The organism is Neobacillus rhizophilus (assembly GCF_018343535.1).
Classification (GTDB): Bacteria; Bacillota; Bacilli; order Bacillales; family Cytobacillaceae; genus Neobacillus; species Neobacillus rhizophilus.
On the sequence record NZ_JAGYPF010000003.1, the window covers coordinates 26,459 to 50,211 of the forward strand.

At 42.9% G+C, this 23,753-nt stretch carries 22 protein-coding genes and 1 riboswitch; of the genes, 2 read left to right on the forward strand and 20 right to left on the reverse strand.

Features of this window, described 5'->3' with window-relative positions:
* Positions 1-24: 24 nt before the first annotated feature.
* Both KHA99_RS13620 and KHA99_RS13625 read left to right on the forward strand, forming a co-directional pair.
* Positions 25-153, forward strand: coding sequence for a YfhE family protein (locus tag KHA99_RS13620; protein WP_213118037.1), 129 nt, complete (start codon positions 25-27; stop codon positions 151-153).
* Between the two features lie 116 nt (positions 154-269).
* Positions 270-452: a YfhD family protein gene (locus KHA99_RS13625; RefSeq protein ID WP_213118038.1), complete on the forward strand. Its 183-nt coding sequence runs from the start codon at positions 270-272 to the stop codon at positions 450-452.
* Positions 453-642: 190 nt separating this feature from the next.
* Here KHA99_RS13625 and KHA99_RS13630 read toward each other — a convergent pair whose 3' ends face one another.
* The 20 genes from KHA99_RS13630 to KHA99_RS13725 form a co-directional block, all read right to left on the reverse strand.
* Positions 643-1,137 carry a DoxX family protein gene (locus tag KHA99_RS13630; RefSeq protein ID WP_213118039.1) on the reverse strand — a complete coding sequence of 165 codons (495 nt, stop codon included), beginning with the start codon at positions 1,135-1,137 and terminating at the stop codon, positions 643-645.
* A 494-nt stretch (positions 1,138-1,631) separates the two neighbouring features.
* Positions 1,632-2,867 carry a homoserine dehydrogenase gene (locus KHA99_RS13635; RefSeq protein WP_213118040.1) on the reverse strand — a complete coding sequence of 412 codons (1,236 nt, stop codon included), beginning with the start codon at positions 2,865-2,867 and terminating at the stop codon, positions 1,632-1,634.
* Between the two features lie 66 nt (positions 2,868-2,933).
* Positions 2,934-3,045, reverse strand: a riboswitch (SAM riboswitch).
* Between the two features lie 77 nt (positions 3,046-3,122).
* Positions 3,123-3,794, reverse strand: a complete 672-nt coding sequence (locus tag KHA99_RS13640) for a GNAT family N-acetyltransferase (RefSeq protein ID WP_213118041.1) — start codon at positions 3,792-3,794, stop codon at positions 3,123-3,125.
* A 22-nt stretch (positions 3,795-3,816) separates the two neighbouring features.
* A complete protein-coding gene (locus KHA99_RS13645) occupies positions 3,817-4,479 on the reverse strand; it encodes a GNAT family N-acetyltransferase (protein ID WP_213118042.1) in 663 nt (220 codons plus the stop codon).
* Positions 4,480-4,497: 18 nt separating this feature from the next.
* Positions 4,498-5,355, reverse strand: a complete 858-nt coding sequence (locus KHA99_RS13650; RefSeq protein ID WP_213118043.1) for a carbon-nitrogen hydrolase family protein — start codon at positions 5,353-5,355, stop codon at positions 4,498-4,500.
* 190 nt (positions 5,356-5,545) lie between these two features.
* A complete protein-coding gene (argH, locus tag KHA99_RS13655) occupies positions 5,546-6,922 on the reverse strand; it encodes an argininosuccinate lyase (protein ID WP_213118044.1) in 1,377 nt (458 codons plus the stop codon).
* Positions 6,923-7,000: 78 nt separating this feature from the next.
* Entirely contained in the window at positions 7,001-8,218 is a 1,218-nt protein-coding gene (locus KHA99_RS13660; protein ID WP_213118045.1) for an argininosuccinate synthase, read from the reverse strand.
* Between the two features lie 193 nt (positions 8,219-8,411).
* A complete protein-coding gene (gene argF / locus KHA99_RS13665) occupies positions 8,412-9,377 on the reverse strand; it encodes an ornithine carbamoyltransferase (RefSeq protein WP_213118046.1) in 966 nt (321 codons plus the stop codon).
* Entirely contained in the window at positions 9,361-12,594 is a 3,234-nt protein-coding gene (gene carB, locus KHA99_RS13670; protein WP_213118047.1) for a carbamoyl-phosphate synthase (glutamine-hydrolyzing) large subunit, read from the reverse strand. Before carB ends, argF begins: the two co-directional genes overlap by 17 nt.
* Positions 12,581-13,657: a carbamoyl phosphate synthase small subunit gene (locus KHA99_RS13675; RefSeq protein ID WP_213118048.1), complete on the reverse strand. Its 1,077-nt coding sequence runs from the start codon at positions 13,655-13,657 to the stop codon at positions 12,581-12,583. Before KHA99_RS13675 ends, carB begins: the two co-directional genes overlap by 14 nt.
* Positions 13,658-13,663: 6 nt before the next feature.
* Positions 13,664-14,863: an acetylornithine transaminase gene (gene argD, locus KHA99_RS13680; protein WP_213118049.1), complete on the reverse strand. Its 1,200-nt coding sequence runs from the start codon at positions 14,861-14,863 to the stop codon at positions 13,664-13,666.
* A complete protein-coding gene (argB, locus tag KHA99_RS13685) occupies positions 14,863-15,660 on the reverse strand; it encodes an acetylglutamate kinase (RefSeq protein WP_213118050.1) in 798 nt (265 codons plus the stop codon). The genes argD and argB overlap by 1 nt, the downstream gene beginning before the upstream one ends.
* Positions 15,661-15,676: 16 nt before the next feature.
* Entirely contained in the window at positions 15,677-16,939 is a 1,263-nt protein-coding gene (gene argJ / locus KHA99_RS13690; RefSeq protein WP_213118051.1) for a bifunctional ornithine acetyltransferase/N-acetylglutamate synthase, read from the reverse strand.
* 30 nt (positions 16,940-16,969) lie between these two features.
* On the reverse strand, positions 16,970-18,007 hold the full coding sequence (gene argC / locus KHA99_RS13695; RefSeq protein ID WP_213118052.1) for an N-acetyl-gamma-glutamyl-phosphate reductase: 1,038 nt from the start codon (positions 18,005-18,007) through the stop codon (positions 16,970-16,972).
* A 214-nt stretch (positions 18,008-18,221) separates the two neighbouring features.
* On the reverse strand, positions 18,222-18,974 hold the full coding sequence (gene aroD / locus KHA99_RS13700; protein ID WP_213118053.1) for a type I 3-dehydroquinate dehydratase: 753 nt from the start codon (positions 18,972-18,974) through the stop codon (positions 18,222-18,224).
* A complete protein-coding gene (locus tag KHA99_RS13705) occupies positions 18,958-19,500 on the reverse strand; it encodes a shikimate kinase (RefSeq protein ID WP_372447601.1) in 543 nt (180 codons plus the stop codon). Before KHA99_RS13705 ends, aroD begins: the two co-directional genes overlap by 17 nt.
* Positions 19,501-19,537: 37 nt before the next feature.
* Positions 19,538-19,882 carry a hypothetical protein gene (locus KHA99_RS13710; protein ID WP_213118054.1) on the reverse strand — a complete coding sequence of 115 codons (345 nt, stop codon included), beginning with the start codon at positions 19,880-19,882 and terminating at the stop codon, positions 19,538-19,540.
* Between the two features lie 198 nt (positions 19,883-20,080).
* A complete protein-coding gene (nikC, locus tag KHA99_RS13715) occupies positions 20,081-20,980 on the reverse strand; it encodes a nickel transporter permease (RefSeq protein ID WP_213118055.1) in 900 nt (299 codons plus the stop codon).
* 12 nt (positions 20,981-20,992) lie between these two features.
* The gene (locus tag KHA99_RS13720) at positions 20,993-22,000 is read right to left on the reverse strand and encodes an ABC transporter permease (protein ID WP_213118056.1); all 1,008 of its coding nucleotides are present in this window, start codon (positions 21,998-22,000) and stop codon (positions 20,993-20,995) included.
* A gap of 88 nt (positions 22,001-22,088) precedes the next feature.
* Positions 22,089-23,705, reverse strand: a complete 1,617-nt coding sequence (locus tag KHA99_RS13725) for an ABC transporter substrate-binding protein (RefSeq protein WP_213118057.1) — start codon at positions 23,703-23,705, stop codon at positions 22,089-22,091.
* Positions 23,706-23,753 lie beyond the last annotated feature (48 nt).

Genomic DNA, 23,753 nt, shown 5'->3' on the forward strand with positions numbered 1-23,753 from the left:
CAAATAGTTGAAAGGATGAGCATGATGTCAGAAAATAAGAAGCGCAATAAGGATCGGGAAAGAACAAATTTAACAAGTATGCAGGAAGTCGCGTACGGTCATGAGTTTAAAATGGCGGACCGGGCCGGCGGCTACACGAAACGTAAAAGGTAACTTACTAAAAACTTTATATAAATTTTCCATTAATGGACCCCTTGCCATTTGCAAATGCTAGTAAAGGGAGCAAGCCTTTAGCTCCACTAGCGATAAAATGAAAGGGGTTTTTTTTAATGGGCCGTTCACACGGGCATAAAAGTCGTGACAAAAACAAAGCCTCACTTCCTCAAGTACCGAAAAATATGAAATCAGATGGACAGGACGTAGAATTCTCCAAGGAAATGGCGGATGGAGCTGACTTAGAAGCAATGGCGCGTGCAAATGCGGCAAACCAGCGTGTCAGAAATCGCAAATAGATAAATGAAAACTCGACGATTGGCGAGTCCGATAGGACGAAGACAGAGGCGTAGTTGAATTTATGCGTTAGGAAAGAATAAATTTGTGAAAATTTATTCTTTCCTATTAGCTAAAAAAAGAAGAAGCAGGATTCCTGCTTCTTTAAATGTATTTAAAAGGGGGAATTAACGATTATTAATTGGTGCTGCCTTATTGCATTTTTACCTCATTTACATGAGCCTTTTTGAAATAGCCTTTGATAAAAGGAACTGCATATCGGTCAAGCCCGAAATAGTAAGCTCCTGCACCTGCGAATAAAAGAATCATCGCGGCTGTATAAAGAATTGGGTTCGTGCTTGTCGTACCTGCCAGCATAAAGTTCAGGTTCATAAATGCACCGGCAACCAAGGCTGGGATAGTGGCAAGGCCAACGATTAAGCCAATACCGACTAACATTTCTCCCCAAGGTATTAATGTATTAAAAATTCCCACGTTAGGAACAGCGAATTGCTGTAAGAAATCTGCGTACCACGCTTGAACTGCAGGGTGATCGCCGGTTGCTGCCGCCATTGCTCCTTTTAGGAATCCGGTTGCATCAAAACCGCCTGTTAACTTATGATATCCTGCCTCAATCCATTGTAATCCAAGCCAAACACGTAATACTGTCCAAACAACAGCTGCGTATGGAGTTTTGTACCATCTCATCATAATCATCTCCAAGTTTTTTGTGAAATGATTCACAATTTTATTTGGTTTTACCCCTTTTTAAAGGGATTGATCAGCTAGCTGTTTCTTATAAAGAAGTGTTTGTGAATTGTTTCACTATCTTCTTTACACTTTTAATATACTCCCCTCCTATTGAAAAAACAACGGCTTTCACAGTTTCTTAACATATTAAAGTTAGAAATTTGAAAAGAATGTGAACTCGATACGGCATGTTAGTGTTATCCTTCCCCTTCACCTTTTGTGGACAATGTGAATAATGTGGACAACACCAGCTTCCCCCTTATAAAACCTGATTTTTAAAATCAGCCTTTCTGTTAATAATAATCGGTAGGTAACCGCTTCCGAAATTTGGATAATGTGCATAAACCTGCGGAATGCCTATAAATACAGGACTTTAGATGTGGAAAAAACGCTGGATAAATTAATGTCCATTCATAGCAAAGGAGCATCAGATAAAAGATGCCCCTTAAACCCTATAATGCCTTTGCTTCCTCGTTCCCCCGAACAAGGAATTCTTCCTTACCCAGGATCGAAAAATATTGAACCGATGGTTGTCTTTGAGCAAGCTGCTCTATGTCCTTTTTAGTACCCTTTAGAACAAAGATTCCTTCAGAGATTTCATCCACCAGTGTAATAGCGGGACTGCCATATTTTTGGACCAGTCCTTGAACCAGCCAGTATTCCCTCTGGTGTTCATTTTTTAACTCAATGTCCTCCCCTGAGGTTTTCAAATAATTAGATTTAGTCATGTGGCTTTGACATACATGGACTAAATCCTCAATGATGGCACTAGCAGTTGGGTACATGCCTGCACCCGGTCCTTGAAGGGTGATTTCGCCAACGATATCAGATTTTACATTCACCGCGTTCTCCACCCCTTCAACATGGTAAAAAGGGTGTTCAGAACCGACCAGAACCGGCTTCACCGATGCCTGAATGCGGGTGCCAGACTTCCAGATGCTCGCGATATGTTTAAACCTTAGCCCTAAGTTTTGCGCTGCTTCGATCAATTCACTTGTAATAGACGTAATCCCTACCCGCTCGACATTACGCCAGTCAGGCTCTTCTCCAAATGCCAGCCTGCTGAGGATCATTGTTTTATAAAAAGCATCAAAGCCTTCCACATCATTGGTCGGATCCGCCTCGGCATAGCCATTTTCCTGTGCACGCAGCAAGCTTTCGGCAAATGACTGCCGCTTCTCCCTCATCTCGGTCAAGATGAAATTTGACGTTCCATTAAGGATTCCCAGGATCCGCTGGACACGATTAATTTTTAAAAGCTGTCCGAGAGTTTGAATGACCGGAATCCCTCCCGCCACTGTTGCCTCAAAACCAACCGACACCTGATGCTGTTCCGCTAACTCTATAAGCTCATTCCCGTGGTGGGCAAACATCTCTTTGTTCGCTGTAATGATGTGGCAGCCCCGTTGGATTGCTTTTTTCAAGTAGGTAAAAGTCGGGTCTTTATCCACGATGCACTCAATCACGACATCAAGCTTCGGCAATTGCAGAATTTCTTCGAAGTCCGTTGTCAGCAGAACATTTCCGTTAATCTCCCGCGGCTTTCGCTTGTTTCTGACAAGGACGGCAGCAACCTCTACTTCCTTCCCTAATTCTGCCGCTAGCTCATCGCTATGTGATTGAATGGTCCGATAAACCCCTTCACCAACCGTACCGAACCCGAGAATTGCCACTTTAATTACAGACATGTCTGCCACCCCTTTATTTTTTTGAAAAATAAAAACCCTCTTCATAAGAAGAGGGCTTTATTCCTCCTCTTATCTATCAGGCTACAAATAACCTGCAGGAATTAGCACCTTTTCAAGGAATACCTTGAAGGTTGCCGGGCTTCATCGGGCCTAGTCCCTCCGCCGCTCTGGATAAGAGATATTTATTTGATTTTTCATTAAATTTCCAAAGATATATAAAAAGTATATTATCTGAATTTTCAAGAGTTGTCAATATTAAAGTGGTAAAAGGGCGACCGTTTCTTTTGCTGCTAATTTCTCAACCATATCCAGCCATTTCTGTGGTTTGTTTGAGAGCACCGAGTAATAGGTGGTAAGAAAGTCTCTAACAAGTGATGCCGGAATTTCGGCGATTTCTTCCTTTATCGGCATGAAGCATAGATCGAGGCCAGACACCGCTTCCCCGTTGTTTTCCCAGGACGGGTGAACGTAAGCAAGGTCAAGGCGCTTATAGCCTAAATGTGACAGAACCTCACGGCGCACGTACGGGTCCATGACCTTCACGCCGCCAAATTCGTGGTGCTCTACACGGTATGGGTCATAGATTTCGGCAAACATTCCGAAAAGCTCTTTTCCGTTTTGGGCAGCAAGCTGTTTTAAGTCTTTCAGACGATTTTCTGCTAAAAATCGGCCAAGCGAGAGGCCTGGTTTGCTGATGATGGTGAAGTCGGTCATCGCAATGTTCCAGTCCGGATAATAGCGGTATTCAGTGGCACCGACGACCTCTTCCTCATAGACGGCAACGAATACGCGGATACTTGGGTCTTCTAACGGTTCTTTCCACAATTCATATTCGAGGACCTCTTCCGGAGGAAAAATCTGTCCCATTAAATCGTGAAGCTTTTTAAAATTTGGGTCTTCGATATTGGTAATGCGTTTAAATTCCATTTTTTCTAATTCCCCTTCTAAATTATTTAAATGGGTTCTTCCATTCCATTAATGCCGCATTGTTGAGGGATTCTTCATCCTCTAAATAGTTTCTGGCGACACCGATTGGGACACGTCCGCAGCGGAGGAGAAAGCTGATGACGGGATCCTTCAGCTCGCCTTTAATGACAGCTTCTAGATACTCTTCCGGCGTCATTTTTTCAGCCACTTTATGATAGCACGGCATCCGACCGCCACCCAGCAGTCGGTCATAGCCTTTTTCAATGACCACATGGTACATGGCATACATCATTAATTTTCCGAGCCCAAGCTTGCGGTACTTCGGACGGACGCTGATATCAACAATGTAGAGGGTGTTGCCGTTCGTATTATGGTTGCGGATGTAGCCGTGGTCGGTAACTTCTTCCCAAGTATGGCTGTGATTGTCCGGATCCAACTCGACACAAACTCCGGTGAGCGAGCCCGCCAATTTCCCATTGATTTCAACGCATAATGCCCCTTCCTGAAACAGGGTCACATGATTAGTTAATTGTTCTTTATTCCACCAAAGCTCTGATGGAAAAGGAGGCGGGAAGCATTCGGACTGGATTTCGATGAGCTGATCAAAGTCCTCCATTGTGTAATTACGGATGCAAACCGGCAGAGGCCGGTCCTGATCATAAACGTAAAATTCACTACGATACATGGCAAGACCTCCCTCGTTTTAATTCCAATCTGTATATAAATCGGTGCGGCGGTCGCGCCAGGTGGTCACAGAACCGCGCGCGCGAACTTCGTATAGCAGTTCCAGGTCAAGGTCGGCTGTTACGACCATGTCGTTGTTGATTTCCCCTTCTACTAAAAGTCCTTTTGGCGGGAACGGGATATCGTTTGGAGTGATGATGACGGCCTGGCCAAAGTTTGCCCGCATGAAATCAACGGTAGGCAGCGCGCCAACCGTTCCGGTTAACACCACATATACCTGATTTTCAATCGCTCGGGCATGGCTCGTGTAACGAACGCGGTGGAAGCCGTGGCGGTCGTCCGTACAGGATGGACAGAAAATCACGTCTGCTCCCTTCGCCTTCGCCATCCGGACGATTTCTGGAAATTCAATATCATAGCAGGTTAACAGAGCAATTTTTCCTTTTTCTGTTTCAAAAATTTGAAACGAGTCCCCTGCTGCCATATTCCATTCGTTAACCTCGGTTGGCGTGATATGCAGTTTAGCCTGCTCGCCTACACGGCCATCTGGGTAAAATAAATGGGCAGTATTGTAGAGCTTGCCATCCTTTTCAAGAACATGGGTCCCCGCGATGATATGCATGTTGGTTTCTTTTGCAAATTTAATAAATAGTTCACGGTATTGGTTGGTGAAGCTAGGCAGGTCATTGATGGTCAGGCTTTGTCCTTGACCATTTCCAATGGAAAGTAATTGCGTAGTAAAGAATTCAGGAAAAAGGACAAATTCAGCCCCGAATTCTTCGGCGGTTTTTATATAATGCTCACATTGAGCGGCAAATTCCTCAAATGAGTTGATTGTGTGAAGATGGTACTGAACAACAGATACTCTAAGTTTCATTTTTCGCCTCCAGATTGGTTATTGGAAGTTAGATTCCATATAGAATTATCTTATAATCTAGCATTTTATACAAATGAAATGCCTTCCATATTTACGGGCATATAAAAAGCCAGCACGGTCGCTGGCTTTAATTGTAGAGATCCTACTAATTTCTTTTCCAAAAGGTAATTTAGTTACCTATTTAAAAAGCTTACTGCTCTAGTTTTCCCTCAGCAAGTTTAATTTGCTCTCTTACCTGCTCCGGCGAGGTACCGCCAAAGCTGTTTCGGACCGCTACTACATGCTCCGGCGCCAACACAACGTAAATATCCTCTTCAAACAGAGTACTAAACTGCTGGTATTCGTCCATCGTCAAATCCAACAGGAATTTGCCGGATTGGATCGAGTAAAGAACAATTTTCCCAATCACTTCATGTGCCTCACGGAATGGCAATCCTTTGCGGACAAGGTAATCGGCAATGTCAGTAGCATTAGAAAAGTCATTATTGATAGCTTTTCGCATGACATCCTTGCGAACGGTCATTGTTTCAATCATTGGTGCCAAAAGCTTCAATGAGCCTTCTAGGGTAACCACCGTATCAAACATGCCTTCCTTGTCTTCCTGAAGATCTTTGTTATAAGCTAGCGGCAGTCCTTTCAACACAGTCAGCAAGCCAATCAGATTGCCATACGTGCGTCCTGTTTTTCCGCGCAGAAGCTCTGGTACGTCAGGATTCTTTTTCTGTGGCATGATGCTGGATCCTGTACAGAACGAATCATCGAGCTCGACAAACTGAAATTCCTGGCTTGACCAAATAACCAATTCCTCTGAAAGACGAGAAATATGTGTCATTATGATTGAGCCAATCGACAGGAATTCTAGGATAAAGTCGCGGTCGCTGACGGCATCCATACTATTTGGATAGATGGTCTCAAAGCCTAGTTGCTCGGCAACAATCTCACGGTTAATCGGGAATGTTGTTCCTGCCAACGCTCCCGAACCAAGTGGCAGCCAGTTCACGCGTTTCAACGAATCCATCAGTCTCTCCTTATCCCGCTCGAACATCCAGAAATAAGCCATTAAATGATGGGCGAATGAGACAGGCTGCGCGCGTTGCAAATGGGTGTAGCCCGGAATCAGCGTTTCCACATGCTCCTTCGCTTGTCCGATAATCGCCTGCTGAACCTCTTCAACCAACGTGATCAACTCAGTTGTCTTTGTTCTTAAATAAAGATGCATATCCGTCGCCACTTGGTCGTTCCGGCTGCGGCCTGTGTGGAGTTTCCCGCCAACAGGTCCAATCTCTTCAATTAGCTGTCTTTCAATATTCATATGAATGTCTTCATCTTCAACTAAAAATTCGACCTCGCCGCGGTCTACTTTTTCCTTAATCAGCAGAAGGCCGTTTTTAATTTTTTCCGCATCCTCCACTGGGATAATGCCACATTCACCAAGCATTTGCACATGAGCAAGGCTTCCTGCAATATCTTCCTTAGCCAGCTTTTGGTCAAAGGAAATCGATGCTGTAAACTCTTCCACTAATTTGTTGGTTTCCTTTGTAAAACGTCCGCCCCATAGCTTAGACATCACTTGCTCCTCCTAAATGTAAGAAGATTGCCCCCGAAACAGCTTCGAGGGCACTCCAAATTTATTTTTCAAATAAGATTATTGTTTCACAACAGATTCTTCTTTTTTATTAACCTCAGAATATACCTTTGTTGGCAGACCCCAAAGCTTAATGAAACCAACCGCTGCATTATGATCAAAGGCATCGCCTTTTGTATAAGTAGCAAGCTCTTCATTGTAAAGGCTATGAACGGACTTACGGCCGACAACCGTATGGTTACCTTTATGAAGCTTCACGCGGATTGTTCCGGAAACAACCTTTTGAGTTTCGTCGATAAACGCATCAAGCGCAGCTTTCAATGGTGAATACCAAAGACCTTCGTAAATGATTTTTGCCATTTGCTGGTCTACCTGTGTTTTGAATTGAGTTACTTCACGTGGTAATGTCAAGAACTCCAATTCTTTGTGAGCATTGATTAAAATCAGTGCAGCTGGGTTTTCGTATACTTCACGGGATTTAATCCCTACTAATCTATTTTCGATGTGGTCGATACGGCCGACACCATGTTTGCCGCCAAGGGCATTTAACGTTTCAATCATTTGAACAAGCGGTAAAGTTTCACCATTAAGGGCTACAGGAACACCTTGTTCAAATTCGATTTCAATATATTCAGCCTGATCTGGAGCTAATTCAATTGGGTTGGTCCAATCGTATGCTGCTTCAGGTGCTTCTGCCCATGGATCCTCGAGAACTCCTGCTTCGCAGGCACGGCCCCAGATGTTGGCGTCAATCGAGAATGGATTGTCTAAATCCACTGGAATCGGAATCCCATTCTCCTGTGCATAGGCGATTTCTTCGTCACGGGTCATACCCCATTCACGAACTGGTGCGACAACCTTTAGACTTGGATTTAATGCCTGTACGGAAACCTCAAAGCGGACTTGATCGTTTCCTTTACCAGTACAACCATGGGCAACCGCTGCTGCTCCTTCCTGCTCTGCCACATCAACCAATAATTTAGAAATTAACGGTCTTGATAGAGCAGAGGATAAAGGATATTTGCCTTCGTATAAGCAGTTAGACTTTAATGCAGGAATAATATAATCCTTTGCTAGCATTTCTTTGGCATCTACCATGATGGCTTTGATAGCCCCAACGTTCAATGCCTTATTTTTAATAGCTTCTAAGTCTTTTCCTTCGCCGACATCAAGTCCTAGCGCGATAACATCATAGCCATATTTTTCTTGGATCCATTTAACCGAAACGGATGTATCTAAACCGCCTGAATAGGCCAATACGATTTTTTCCTTAGCCATTTTAAACGCTCCTTACATTACTGTGTATTTAAATTCATTCAATGGTATTATTATACATCAAATCTCAAAAAAAGAAAGTCTATTTCTTAAAGAAAATTCGCCGATTGGCAAGCCCCTTAGGGCGAAGACAGAGGCGTAGTTGCCCTTATTTGTTTGGGAATAATAAATTTTGGAAAAAATTTATTATTACCTATTAGCCTAGTAAAAGTTTTAAAATTGCTTTTTGTGCATGAAGACGGTTCTCTGCTTCATCAAAAACAACGGAATGAGAGCCATCGATAATTTCTGCCGTTACCTCTTCACCGCGGTGGGCAGGCAGACAATGTAAGAAAAGATAGTCATCTTTTGCCAGTTTGCATAGTTCTGCATTCACTTGATAGCTTTGGAATGCCTCAAGGCGTTTTGCCGTTTCTTCTTCCTGACCCATGCTGGTCCAAACATCTGTTACGATTACATCTGCATCCTTAACTGCTTCCTGTGGGTTGTTTGTAATCGTAACGGTACTTCCTGTTTGTTGACCAAACTTGATGGCTCTTTCGGTAATTTCCCCATTTGGCAAATATCCTGACGGGCTCGCGATGCTGATATCCATGCCTACTTTTGCAGCACCTTCCATTAATGAATGAGCCATATTGTTATTTCCGTCGCCTACATAGGCAAGCTTTAAACCCGCTAATTTCCCTTTATTCTCTAAAATGGTTAATAAATCGGCCAGGACCTGGGTTGGGTGCTGCAGATCAGTTAAACCGTTAATAACCGGAACGGTAGCATGCTCTGCTAATTCTTCAACCGTCTCGTGTGCAAATGTACGAATCATAATGCCGTCAACATAGCGTGATAAGACCTTGGCTGTGTCAGAAATGCTCTCCCCGCGGCCAATCTGAATGTCTCTTGAACTTAAGAAAATCGCATGGCCGCCTAGCTGCAGCATTCCTACTTCAAAGGATACTCTTGTACGTGTGGATGATTTTTCAAAAATCATTCCCAGGACCTTCCCGCCCAAATGCGGATGCGGCTTTCCTTGCTTTTGCTGGGCCTTTAATTCCTGGGCCACTTCTAGCATATAAAGAATTTCTTCTGTTGTATAATCAGCCAGCTGAAGGAAATCCTTCCCCTTCAGCTGTAATTTATTTGAATTTAATTTAACGGCTTCTAACATGAACCGCACCTTCCTTTTCCAATTGATAAAACTCGCTTACAGTATGAACTGTAAAATCTGCTGCTACTGTTTTTTGCAAGTCGAGGATTGCTTTCACCGTATCAAGGTGGGTGTACACCGGCACCTTATAGCGGATCGCCTGCTCGCGGATATAAAAGCCAAATTTCTGTTTGTTCCGTCCTTGATTTGGCATATTGATTACAGCTTTCATGGGTTGCTTTTTGAACAGGTCATTCACATCCTGGTCGTTTTTCACAACAGTCTCTACAATGATGCCATTCGCTGCTAAAAAGGCTGCAGTGCCTTCTGTTGCGGCAAGCTTCCATTTTCCTGCAAGCTCTTTTAAAATTGGCAGGCTTCCCGCTTTCTCACGGTCAGAAATGGAGCATAACAGGTAATCTTCTTCGGCAGTTCCTCCTATGGAAGGAAGCGCCTTATTGAGGGCCTCCTGGAAAGTTCCGCCCATACCAAGTACCTCACCAGTTGACTTCATTTCCGGACCAAGCACATGGTCAACACCCTTTAACTTGCTTGATGAAAAAATTGGTGCTTTTACGGAATAGTATGCCGGTTCAGGAAGCAAACCTGTTGTTTGACTTACATCCTTAAGAGTCTCGCCTAATTGAACTCGTACTGCCCATTCAATCATTGGAACGCCAGTTACCTTGCTGATTATCGGCACCGTTCTTGACGAACGAGGATTCACTTCTAAACAATAGACGATATTTTCATAGACAACGAATTGGATATTCATCATGCCGATGATTGAGGTAACCTTGGCAATTCTGGCACCGTACTCGATTAACGTCTCTTTCGTTTCTGCTGTTAACGAAATCGGCGGGAATACGGAGATACTATCACCGGAGTGAACCCCTGCTTTTTCAATATGTTCAAAGATTCCAGGAACGACAATATCGTTACCGTCACTGATAACATCAATTTCACACTCTAATCCTGGCATATATTTATCTACTAATAATGGCCACATTTTTTCGTTAGAATTTTTTTCGAGCTGCTGAATGTAACTGATTAATTCTTCTTCTGAAAAAATGGTAAACATGGACTGTCCACCGATTACGTAAGATGGTCTTACGAGTACCGGGTAACCAAGGATTGTTGCCGCATCGAGCAATTCCTGAGCACTTTCAGCTGTTTTCCCTTCGATATGCGGAATATCTAGTTCCTCTAAGAGCTGATAAAATTCTTTTCGGTCTTCGAGTTGGTCGACATGTTTTACAGAAGTTCCTAAAATTTTGACGCCCTCTGCTTCTAACTCATGGGCAAGATTAATAGCCGTCTGCCCGCCGAACTGAATTAGGACGCCTTCAATCTGTTCTTTTTCAATCACATGCAGAACATCCTCGGCAGCAAGAGGTTCAAAGTAAAGGCTGTCGGCAACTGAGTAATCCGTGCTGACTGTTTCCGGGTTATTATTGATGACAACCGCCTGATAGCCTTTTTTCTTAATGGCCTTTGCGGCGTGTACAGAGCAATAATCGAATTCGATTCCCTGGCCGATTCGGATTGGCCCTGAACCGATGACAAGGATTTTCGGCAAGTCTTTAGCTTCAACCTCGTCAAAGCCCTGCCAAGTAGAGTAATAATATGGCGTTACCGCATCAAATTCTGCGGAGCAGGTATCAACCATCTTATAGCCTGGTTTCAGGTTTAGTGCTTTACGTTTGCTTCTAATTTCTTTTTCAGGAACACCATAAATTTGCGACAATAACTTATCACCAACATTGGTGCGCTTGGCTTTCTTCAGGAGTGTGTCAGGCACTTCGCTCCATTGGTAACTAGCCAATTCCTTTTCCATGGCCACCATAGAGCTAATTTTGTGTAAAAACCACGGGTCAATCTGAGTCAACTGTTGCACTTGTTCAAGCGTCAGCCCTCTTCTGAACGCTTCAGCAATAATGAATAACCGCTGATCATTGGCCGTTTCCAAAAGCTGTACCAGGGCAATATCTTCTAAAGATTGATTTGCTTCTTTGCAAAGACCGTATACATTCATTTCCATCGAACGGATTGCCTTGTTTAAAGCTCCCTCGAAGGTCCGGTCAATCGCCATGACTTCTCCCGTTGCTTTCATCTGCGTTCCTAGCGTCCGGTCAGCTTCAGGGAACTTGTCAAACGGGAAGCGCGGCAGTTTTACCACAATATAATCAATCGCCGGTTCAAAAGATGCGAAGGTATTGCCTGTTATCGGATTCACAATCTCATCCAAGTGATAACCGATTGCGCACTTTGCCGCCATCCTTGCAATCGGATAACCCGTAGCTTTGGAGGCAAGTGCCGAAGAACGGCTGACCCTTGGGTTTACTTCGATGATGTAATATTCGTTGGATTCCGGATGGAGTGCGAACTGAATGTTGCAGCCCCCGATAATCTCTAATTCTCTGATAACTTTTATCGAAACGTCACGGAGCATTTGATACTGAACATCTGTTAATGTTTGCGATGGAGCAACGACAATTGAGTCGCCGGTATGAACACCGACCGGGTCCATGTTTTCCATGTTACAAACGATGATGCACGTATCATTGGCATCCCGCATGACCTCATATTCAATTTCCTTCCAGCCCTTGATGCTCTTTTCCACTAATACTTGATGAATCGGGCTGGCTGCCAAACCTTTTTTCAAAACGATCTCAAGGTCCTCTTCGTTATAGGCAAAACCTCCGCCATCTCCGCCTAGCGTATAGGCAGGGCGAATAATAACTGGATAGCCGATTTCGTTAACGAATGCAAGGCCTTCGTCGTATGTGTGAATGATCGCCGATTCCGGAATCGGTTCGCCGATTTGCAGCATCAAATTCCGGAACTTCTCGCGATCCTCGCCGTTTTTAATGGAGGCAACCGAGGTTCCCAGCAGCTCCACATTATATTTTTCAAGAATTTTTTGCTCAAATAATTCAACAGTTAAGTTCAAGCCTGTTTGCCCGCCAAGGGTACCGATGACCCCGTCCGGTTTTTCTTTTTGAATGATTTTTTCAATCGTTTCCACATTTAGCGGTTCAATATATACCTTATCGGCAACTGCCTCATCTGTCATGATGGTCGCCGGGTTGTTATTGATGAGGACAACCTCAAGTCCCTCTTCCTTCAGGGCGATACACGCCTGCGTTCCTGCATAATCAAATTCTGCAGCCTGCCCGATGACAATCGGGCCTGATCCGATGACTAGTACTTTTTTCAGGTTCTTATTTAATGGCATAACGTGTCTCTCCCACTGAAGCAATCTTGCTTACGAATTCTGTTAAAATATAAGTGGTGTCGCTTGGTCCCGGGTGCGCTTCCGGATGAAATTGCACGGTTTGAATTTGATAGTTTTTATGTGTTAATCCTTCAATGGACTTGTCATTCACATTTCGGTAGGTGACGTTGAATACCTTTTCGTCGATGCTGTTATCAACGACTACGTAGCCATGGTTCTGGGCGGTGATTTTTACTTTGCCGGTCATTAATTCTTTAACCGGATGGTTGCCGCCGCGATGACCGTAGGCAAGCTTTTCTGTTTTAGCACCGTAAGCAAGGGCAATAAGCTGGTGTCCCAAGCAAATACCAAGTGTCGGATAGTTCTGGCTGATTTTCTTGATTTCCGGGAACCATTTTTGCAGTGACATCGGGTCCCCAGGTCCGTTGCTGATGAGCACACCATCCGGTTCTAAAGATTTTATTTTTTCAAACGGCGTGTTGTAAGGAACAACCGTTACCGCGCAATTTTCTGCTAACAGAGCGGTAAGGATCGATTTTTTATAACCGAAATCCATTAAGACCACATGCGGGCCGTTATTTTTGAAAAATTGCACCTTTTTCGTGGATACTTGGTCTACCCATAATGGCGTTTTTTCTTCTAACGGGAAGCTTTCTTCAATCTTTTTGCTGATATAACCCTTAACGGTTCCGCGGCTGCGGATTGTTTTAACTAGTAGTCTTGTATCGACGTTTACGATTCCGGGAACACCGGCCTGTTTTAGTTTTTCAGAAAACTTTTGAAAGGATTGATAATGGCTCGGTGTTTCACATAAGTCGCCGATGACAACCCCAGCAAGTGCCGGTGAAATGCTTTCATCATCCAAGGCGTTGATTCCATAGTTTCCGATAATCGGATAGCAAAATGTAATGATTTGTCCAGCGTAGGACGGGTCAGTGATAATTTCCTGATAGCCGGTCATGCTTGTATTAAAAACTACTTCCCCGAGAGATTCGTTATTTGCGCCGATTAGCACACCTTCAAATACTTCTCCCGTTTCCAAAGTAAGATATCCATGTTCCAACCTACCTCACTCGCCTTTCTCTAAACTTTGGAACGCCTTTTCCAGTTTTATTATAAATTCGTCAATTTCGTCTTTTGTAACAGTTAACGGTGGTAAAATTCTGATGACATTAGGACCTGCTGTTAAAATTAACAGGTTTTGTTCGATGGCTTTCTTGACAATGGCTGATGCATCATTGTCGACGACTAAGCCTTTTAAAAGTCCTGTGCCACGGAGTTCTTTGATAAAAGTGTATTTTGCAGACAGGTTCTCAAGCTGTTGGTCGAGATACTCTGCCATTTCGTTCGCGTTGGTAAGTATGTTGTTTTCAAGTATATGTGTAACGGTTGCCAACCCTGCTGCTGTTGCCAGCGGGTTGCCGCCGAATGTGCTGCCGTGGCTGCCTGGTTCAAAGCCTTTTGCCGCTTCTTCCTTGGCAATAATGGCGCCAATTGGAAATCCAGAGCCAAGACCTTTAGCAACGCTGATGACATCCGGTTCGATGTTGTATTGTTGGTATGCAAAAAGGGTTCCTGTACGGCCGATGCCGGTTTGGATTTCGTCAACCATTAAGAGAATTCCGTTCTCCTTACAAATCTGGTCAAGCTTTTGCACCCATTCTGGGAATGCTGGAATGACGCCGCCCTCACCTTGGACAAGTTCGAGAAGAACTGCCGCCGGTTTTAGCTCCACCAAGACATTGAGTGCCTCCATGTCGTTGTATGGCAGATAGCTGAAACCAGGCATCAATGGTGCAAAGCCGTTTTGAATTTTCTCCTGGCCGGTTGCCGTTAGGGTTGCTAATGTTCGGCCGTGGAAGGATTGCTTGAAGGTCACGACTGTGGATAAGCCGCTGCCTTTTACTTTGTTTGCATATCTTCTTGCAAGTTTAATCGCTGCTTCGTTTGCTTCCGCCCCGCTGTTGCAGAAAAAGACTTGATCGCCGCAGCTGTTGGCTGCAAGGAGGCCTGCTAATTTTTCTTGGTTTGGGATATTATATAGATTTGAACAGTGCCAAAGGTTTTGCAGCTGTTCTTCAAGTTTTTCTTTTATAGCATCCGGTACATGGCCCAGGTTGCAGGTTGCGATACCGGAGGTGAAATCTAAATATTTTGTGCCTTTGTCGTCCCAGACGTAGCTTCCTTTGCCTTTTTCGAGAGTGACAGGGAAGCGTCCGTAGGTTGGCATTACCGGTGAAATGTGAGAGACGGTATTATTGGCTGTCATTACGCTATCTCCTCTTCTAAAACAATTTTTGTTCCTATATTTTTTCCGTTCACGTAATCTAGTAAGCTGCTTTTTTCAAAACCGTTGATGATGGCCACTTCACTAATGTTATGGACAAGGCCATCGATGGCCGCTTTTACTTTTGGAATCATGCCGCCGTAAATAGTTTTGTTTTCGATCAATTCTTCAATAATCGCTTTAGAAACTTTATCAAGCTTCTTCTTGGCTCCTTCTTCTTCGACCAGGATTCCTGGGATGTCGCTGATAAAGCAGAGGTTAGCCTGGAGCGCCTTGGCGATGGCAGACGCCGCGATATCACCATTGATGTTGTAGCGCTGGCCGTTTGCATCAATTCCGATTGGGGAAATGACTGGGATGTAGCCTTGGCTGACGATTCCCTCAATAACATTTTTATTTACATCAACAACTTCCCCCACGAATCCAAGGGTTTGGGCGTCTGCTGTCGGTTCAGCTTTTAACAAGCTTCCATCTACGCCGCTGACCCCAAAGGCAGTGCCGCCGACTTCTGCGATGTTTCTAACAACCTGCTTATTGACCATGCCGCTTAATACCATTTCAACGATATCGAGGACATCATGGTTGGTCACTCGAAGTCCGTTCACAAATTTAGTTTCTATATTTAAACTTTTTAATAATTGATTGATTAATGGGCCGCCGCCATGGACAATAACTGGAGTCCATTCGCCTGATTCTTGCATCTTTACTATGTCTTCATAAAATGACCTTGGCAGATTTTCTAACACACTTCCGCCACACTTAATGACTAGGTATTTCATTTTTCAAAAAGCCTCCTTAAGTGCGATAGGATGCGTTGATTTTTACGTAATCGTAGGTAAGGTCGCATCCCCAGGCGGTTGCACTGCTATTTCCTTGATTTAACTCTACAAAAATTTGTACAGTTTCTTGTTCTAGGTAACTCTTTGCTTCTACTTCGTCAAACGGACAAGGCAGCCCATTTTCAAATACAGGGATGGAGCCTAATGACACCTTTACTAAGTTTGGTTCAACAGGGACACCGCTGTACCCAATCGCTGTCACGATTCTGCCCCAGTTGGCATCTGTTCCGTAGATGGCCGTTTTTACGAGGTTGGAAGAAATAATCGATTTTCCAACCGCTCTCGCATCTTCAGCCGTTAAAGCACCATTTACCTGAACCTCGACAAGTTTTGTTGCCCCTTCACCGTCACGGGCAATTTTTTTAGCAAGGGTTTCACTGACAACTTTTAATCCGTTAACGAATACATCCCAATCAGGATGCTCTTTGGTAAGCTGGTCATTTTCAGCTAATCCATTTGCCATGACTAAAACCATGTCATTCGTACTTGTATCGCCATCAACTGTAATCATATTGAAAGTTTGGTTGGTAACTTCTCTAAGTGCTGATAAAAGGTCTTCATGTGCAATGTTTGCATCGGTTGTGACAAAGCCAAGCATGGTTGCCATATTTGGATGGATCATACCGGAGCCTTTCGCCGCTCCACCGATACTGACTGTTTTGCCGTCAATTGTGAACTGAACGGCTATGTGCTTTGCGCAAGTGTCAGTAGTTAGGATGGCTTGTAGGAAGTTCTCCTCTGCTTCAAACTCCGGTTGAAGGATTTGGCTAATTCCTGTCGTTATCTTATCCATTGGCATTAATTCGCCAATCACTCCTGTTGAAGTGACGGAGACTAGGTGCTCTTGAATATTTAATTGACTTGCAAACTCTTTTTGCATCTGGTAAGCGTCTTGAATACCCTGCTCCCCTGTACAGGCGTTGGCGTTACCGGAATTGACAATGATTGCCTGGGTCTTATTTTCTTTTGCGATGCTTTCTTGTGTTACTAATAGTGGAGCTGCTTGGAATAAATTAGTTGTGTAAACACCAGCCACATCAGCGGGAACTTCTGACACAATATATGCCAAATCAAGTCTTTTTCTTTTCACTCCGCAGTGCATTCCGCCTGCTTTGTATCCCTGTGGTAATGTTATTCCTGCATTTTCTAAAACAACGATTTCGTTGGTTGATGTTGCTTGTGTCAATGTAATTTCCCCCTTTATGGTTCCCTTGTTCATATTCAATCAAACTATTTAACTATCAATTTATTATGGATACATCGGGATATCTTGGAGACCTGCTTGCTCATCCCAGCCGTTCATTATATTTGCATTTTGGATTGCCTGCCCTGCCGCACCTTTTACCAAGTTATCGATTACAGAGATGACTGTAAGTCGATTGGTCCGAGGGTCAACATGTAAGCCGATATCACAATAGTTGCTTCCCCATACTTCCTTTGTAGAAGGCACCTTCCCTATTGGCCTTACTCTTACAAATGGTTTATTTTTATAAAATTCATCATATATTTGATGAACATCTTCTGTAGTAACCTTTTCTTTTAGTTTTATATAAATAGAACACATAATTCCTCTAGTCATCGGTACTAAATGTGTTGTAAAAGATACCGTTATCGGGTTACCGGCCTCGTCTGTGAGGACCTGCTCAATTTCCGGTATATGTTGATGTGCTCCAAGTTTGTAAGCCTTTAGGTTTTCATTGATTTCTGCGTAATGGTTGGTGAGAGAAAGCCCCCGTCCTGCTCCACTTACACCTGACTTTGCGTCAATTATTATAGAATCATAGTCTCCTAGGTTTGTTTTAAGGATTGGTATTAGCCCCAGTGTTGTTGCTGTTGGATAGCAGCCTGGATTGGCAATTAAATTTGCGGTTTTAATTTTTTCCGGATAAATCTCGCTTAGCCCATAGACCGCTTTCTTTAAATACCCCTCATCCGCGGGGGAATGTTTATACCAGGTTTCGTATTCTTCAACCGACCTTAACCTGAAATCTCCAGATAAATCTATACATTTAATCCCTTTATCGATTAATTCTGGGACCATCCTGCTACTTACCCCAGATGGTGTTGCCAGAAATACTACATCATTTTTATCGGCTAATTGATTTGGTTCAAATTTTTCTAGTGGTTGCTCAATTATTTCCGAGATATGCGGGTAAGTATCACTAAATTTATTTCCTGCCTGGGAGTTTGAAACGACAGTACCAACCTCCAAATAAGGATGCTTATTGATAAGCCTAATTAGTTCAATTGATCCGTAACCCGTACCGCCTATAATAGCAGCCTTCATTATGTCTTCACTCCCGATTTCGTTTATAATGAATTATTATACATTCACATATATAATTATTCAATGAAAAAATCACATATTTTTCAGATTTAATTCTATTTTCAGGTATAAATTTGTGTAAACGCTTTCAATAATTTTTAAATAAATATACAACTATTTATGCAATAAATCATAAAAAAAAGCCCATAAAGGGCCAGATTACTATGTATTCTTATTATTGATTCAACAGGTTTAACATACTTCTTAATTCATTAACCGCAATTTGTCCAGGTGCAGAACCCACCTTCGCCGCGCCAAACGTCAGTGCGGATCCAAATCCTGCTACACGGCTGATTGCCCCTTTTTGTCCCATTGAAATAGTAATTATCGGTCTGTCTGCATATTTTTCATACATTATATTCGTTGCATCTAATAGAGCTAGTACATCTTCATTTGTTTTAGGCATTACAGCAATTTTGGGGATGTCGCCTCCAAGGTCCTGGGCACTGCGTAAGCGTGATACAATTTCTTCTTTCGGCGGTGTTTTTTCAAAATCATGGTTGGAAACAATCACGAAAACATCGTGTGAATGAGCAAAGTTAATTAGGGTTTTAACATCCTTTTCTTCATTAAATAACTCCACATCTATAAAATCAACCTGACCAGTTTGCAAAATTTCCTTATTTAATTCAATGTAATGGTCATTGCTAATTTCTTTTTCTCCGCCTTCCTTAGTGCTTCGGAAAGTAAAGATTAAGGGTATGTCGGTTAAAACACTACGAATATTGGCTAGTGCCTCTTTTACTTGCATGAGGTCATCTACCTGTTCGAAATGATCAACCCTCCATTCTACAAGATCCAGGTCAAGTGTCTTATGAAGTCTAGCCTCTTCTATTAATTGAGATGTAGTTCTCCCTACCATCGGTACGCATATTTTTGGGGTACCTTCACCTAACGTTATCCCTTTAACTTTAATTGTTTTCTTCATTAAACTGCACCTTCTCTAAAATTTCGTCCGCAATTTGCTCGGGAATCTTATAATCAGTACTTATTTTTATATGGTGGTTAGAATAAATTTCTCTTCTATTATTATAAAGTTGTTCCATTTCTTCGATTGTTTTTCCATGTAGGACTGGGCGGCTGTCAATGATTAGATCTAATCGTTCCTTCCAGCAATCAAAAGAAATATCAAGTAAAATGACTGTAGCCTTGGATAAACAGACCGCACGGATTTCCTCTTGAAGAAATGCTCCGCCGCCTAGCGAGAGAACCAAGTTTTTTTCTTCATTTAAGCTAGTAATTAGGCTTTTTTCCTTTTCTCTAAAAACCTTTTCTCCATATACTTTAAATATTTGCGATGGGGGCATTTTGAATTCCTCTTCAATTAATTCATCCGTATCGATAAATTGTCGATGTAGTTTTTCTGCAAGAAGTTTACCAACGGTTGTTTTGCCCGCTCCCATAAATCCGATAAAAATAATGTTTTTATCTTCTGCGTTTTGGTGTGCCGTCAAAATTTTCAGCTCCTATCATAGATGTTTTGCATTTATCTTACAAACGATTTTTTATCATGATAAACAGCCACTGTGAGGCCGAAACTGCCATTGGGATGATGAGATCCCATAACATTAAGTCCCATGATAAAAAGGAATCTGCACCATAAAACTTCAAAGCTATTATAACCATTAATCCTGGTATTGTTGAAATTAGCAGCCAATATATTAGCAGCCTCTTTTCATCTCTTTTTATAAAATGAACTACTAGAAAACACAATATTAGCATGATTGATATAGAAATTACCGATAGAAAAGGCATAGCCACTACGAAACTACCGCCTAAGGCAAAAGTAAAAAGAGCTAGAATGATTATTAAAGCCGGTACTGCTAGGTACTTCAATCTAAATCTCTCCTTAACATAATACCTTTTTAAGAGTCTATACTTATGAAGGACATTTCCTTCACGTTCTTTATCGAATTTGTCCTTCATCCTATTATGAAAGATATTTTACCAAAACACCACAAGAAACTTAAATATTCTGCAAACTCATCAAATAGCACCCATATAGAAAAGAGACCCCTCTAGGAGCCTCTCACATTATTGTTTCATCTTCGGATCAAGCACATCGCGCAGTCCGTCCCCCATCAGGTTAAAGCCTAATACAGTCAACATAATAGCCACACCTGGAAAGAACAGTGTCCACGGTGCTTGGGTTATATAGTTCTTAGAGTCAGCCAGCATTTTCCCCCATTCAGGCTCTGGCGGCTGGGCGCCTAATCCCAAGAAACCAAGTGCTGCCGCTTCGATAATCGCAGTTGCAATCGCCAATGTTGCTTGGACAATGACCGGGGAAATACTGTTCGGTAAAATATGCCTCAAGAGAATCCGGGAATCCTTCATCCCAATGGCTCGGGCAGCCATGATATATTCCTCCTGCTTGACGCTTAACACCTTCGAGCGAACAAGTCGGCCAAAGTTTGGGATGTTGATTACAGCAATCGCGATTAGAGCATTGCGTAAAGACGGTCCTAAAATAGATACTACTGCAATCGCTAATAGAATACTAGGAAACGCCAGCATGACATCAAAAACCCTTGAAATGATAGCGTCCACCCAGCGGCCATAATAACCGGCGACGATGCCAAGTAGAGTTCCAACTACGACAGATCCTAGTACGGAAAAGAATCCAACCCATAAAGAAATTCGCGCACCATATAAAATCCTTGAAAAGATGTCCCGGCCAAAGTCATCCGTGCCAAACCAATGCTTGCTCGATGGGGCCTGCATCCGGTCTGCTAAAACTTGTTCTTTGAACCCGTATGGCGCTACCAAAGGAGCAATAATCGCGATAACAATAAAAAATAGCACGATTCCCAAGCCAACAACGGCAAGTTTATTTTTATAGAAAGATTTTAGTGCTTCCTTCCATGGAGGTGTCAGCTTTTCTTCAGCGGGTATCACTAGGATATCTGCTGCATTTTTAGCAAGTTCAGCCACATTAACTCCCCCCTACTTATTATATTTAATCCGCGGATCAACAAAGACATACAATAAATCCACGATTAAGTTAATCAATACGAAAATCGCAGCAATCAGCAAAATTCCTGACTGGATAACGGGATAATCACGATACGCAATCGCGTCATATAGGTATCTTCCGATTCCCGGCCAGCCAAAGATTGTTTCTGTTAGTATCGCACCACCTAAGAGAAGGCCTGTTTGTAGACCGATAACCGTTAAAACAGGTATAATGGCATTTTTCAAAGAATGTTTGTAAACTACCCAGAACATCCTTAAGCCTTTCGCACGTGCTGTACGAACGTAATCCGAGCGCATGACCTCAAGCATGGTGGCGCGAGTCATCCGGGCAATGATTGCCATTGGAATTGTCGCCAGCGCAAGGCTTGGCAGAATTAGATGTTGAACAACGACCCAAAATTGATCGAATCTACCCTGCAGCAAGGTATCGATTAAATAAAGATTCGTAATCGCCGAAATGGGATCTCTGACATTCTCCCGGCCAGTTGTAGGCAGCCACCCTAACTCAATCGAAAAAGCCCATTGCTCCATTAGACCGAGCCAGAAAATTGGCATCGATACGCCTACCAGGGCAAGAACCATTGCAACATAATCAAACCATGATTTAGAGAACCAGGCGCTGATGATTCCCGCGTTTACGCCTACAATCACGGCGATAATCATCGCAACCAGTGTGAGTTCAAATGTTGCTGCTAGATATGGCCAAATTTCCACGTTTATTGGACCTCTAGTCCTCAAAGAGGTTCCTAAATCGCCTTGAAAAAGCTGACCAATATAATCAAAATATTGTATGTACCAAGGCCTGTCCAACCCTAATTCCCTTGTTAACGTTGCAATCGCTTCGGCGGTAGCCCTTTGTCCAAGGATCACCTGGGCAGGATTCCCCGGAATCGCATGGATAATCGCAAATACTACCAGCGTCATTCCAAATAAAACTGGGATTAAGGAAAGAATTCGGCGAACTGTGTAAGTAAACATTTGTTTCACCTCTTTTTTTCAAAAAATAAAACCGTACCGTTTGTTGATAAAAGGGGAGGAAAAAAACTCCTCCCCCATTCAAGATGGATTATTTAAAGTACACTTTTGTTAATGCTTCAGATCCAGTTGGATGTGGTAAATAATCTGCCACATCTTTGGCTGCTGCTAACAGCGGTGTAGAGTGAACAAGCGGAACCCATGGAGCATCATCATGAATGATTTCCTGAGCTTTCTTGTAAAGCTCGTTACGCTTAGCTTGTTCTGTTTCAGTCTGTGCAGCAATCAATACATCATGAAGTTCGTCATTGCTGTATTGAGAGTAGTTGTTGCTGCCAATGCTGTCTTTATCAAGCAATGTGTATAAGAAGTTATCTGGATCACCATTGTCACCAGTCCAGCCAAGCATGAACATGTCAAACTCGCCTTTTGTTGCTTTCTGTAAATAAGTAGCCCAGTCAACAGATTGAATCTTAGCTTTTACATTAATTTTCGCTAAGTCCGCTTGAATAACCTCTGCAACCTTTTGTGCTTCAGGCATGTAAGGACGTGCTACAGGCATTGCCCATAGGTCGATTTCAAAGCCTTTTTCATAGCCTGCTTCTTTTAATAATGCTTTTGCCTTTTCTAAATCGTAATCATAATCCTTGATGCTATCGTTGTAGCCTTCAATGGACGGAGGCATTGGGTTCTTCGCTGCAAGAGCCTTTCCGCCGTAGAATGCTTTGATAATATCTTTCTTATTAACTGCGTGGTTGATTGCTTGACGTACTAACTTGTTATCAAATGGCTTACGAGTAGTTGTTAATCCAAGGTAACCAACGTTCATAGATGGACGCTCGATCACTTGAAGCTTGTCATTTCCTTTAACAGTAGCTTCGTCTGAGTTGTTCAGACCGTCCATTACATCGATTTCGCCATTAGCAAGAGCGTTTAGACGTGCAGTGTTTTCCGGAATAACACGGAAGACCACTTTGTTTAACTTAGGAAGACCTTTTTGCCAGTAGTCAGGATTCTTTTCAAGTGTAATTGTATCGTTTTGCTTCCACTCTACGAATTTGAATGGACCTGTTCCAACCGGATTTTTTCTAAAGTCGTCGCCAAATTTTTTCACAGCTGTTGGGCTCGCGATACCAAATGGAGACATTGCCAGGTTCTTTAAGAAAGGAGCCTGTGGCCTTTTTAATACAAACTCTACTGTGTATGGGTCAACTGCTTTTACTTCTTTAATAACGTGGCCTTCATCAGCCTTGTAACCGCCAAACATGGTATAATACGGGAATTTATCTTCGTTCCCGTTCATCCAGCGGTCAAAGTTGAAGACTACAGCGTCTGCATTGAAGTCTGTTCCATCATGGAATTTTACGCCTTCTTGCAGTTTGAATGTGTAGGTTAAACCGTCATCAGAAACCTTCCATTCTTTAGCAAGACCAGGGTGCAGGGTTGTATCCTGCTCGCCATACTCTAATAGTGTTTCAAAAATGTTCTCAGTTACTTTAAAGGCTTCCCCTTCAGTTGTGGTGATTGGGTCTAATGATGTGGAGTCACCGCCACGACCATAGACTAGCGTATCCTTTGCTGAACCGCCGCTAGTAGCAGGCTCTTTCTTGCCGCCAGTTTCTTTGGTCGTTTTGCCGCCGCAGCCTGCTAAGAACATGCTAAGGGCCAATAAGAAAATCAACAGCAATTTAATTGACTTTTTGCTCATAAGTGTTTTTTTACCCCCTAAAGCTTTTTTATTTATCATCAATGCCGC